Here is a 519-nt window from a genome sequence, read left to right on the forward strand (position 1 = left end):
TCCGACACTGGCCCGGAGATTCCACAAGAAACGCGAGAAAGGATCTTTGAACAATTCTACCGAGGTCACTCAGAAAAAGGCGATGGTGCAGGGTTGGGAATGTCGATTTGCAAAGATATCGCCACGCTACACAGCGCAACGATAGAGCTGATTCCGAGAGAAAATAGCAAGAACACGTTTGTCGTCGCATTCCCAAAGTACTAGCGAAAAAAGACGACTAAAAAGGCGATATGGAGCACACTTCTATCGCCTTGTTTCGCACCAAGCATGAGACGCCTCCCACTCTTACATAGACATACGAATACTTACAATTCAGTCCATAGATTTTCATTATAATTCACGTTTATTTCACGCTCGCTTTGCTAGAAACGACACAACATCACGACTAAGTCCATCACAAAATAAATATGAAAAGTTCGTCTAAGAGACCCATGTTTGGGCCATTGCAGCCTCTCGCTGTTTTTTCTTTGTTTTCACTTACATTTTTGTCCATATCACGCATTTTACTCGCCTTTTGGC

General features: G+C 43.4%; 1 protein-coding gene. It reads left to right on the plus strand.

The window, feature by feature from the left end; translation table 11 throughout:
- On the plus strand, positions 1-204 hold a 204-nt coding region (locus tag R7093_RS28070; RefSeq protein ID WP_318147389.1), incomplete at its 5' end, for a HAMP domain-containing sensor histidine kinase.
- Between the last annotated feature and the right edge of the window lie 315 nt (positions 205-519).

The organism is Vibrio sp. 1580 (assembly GCF_033340055.1).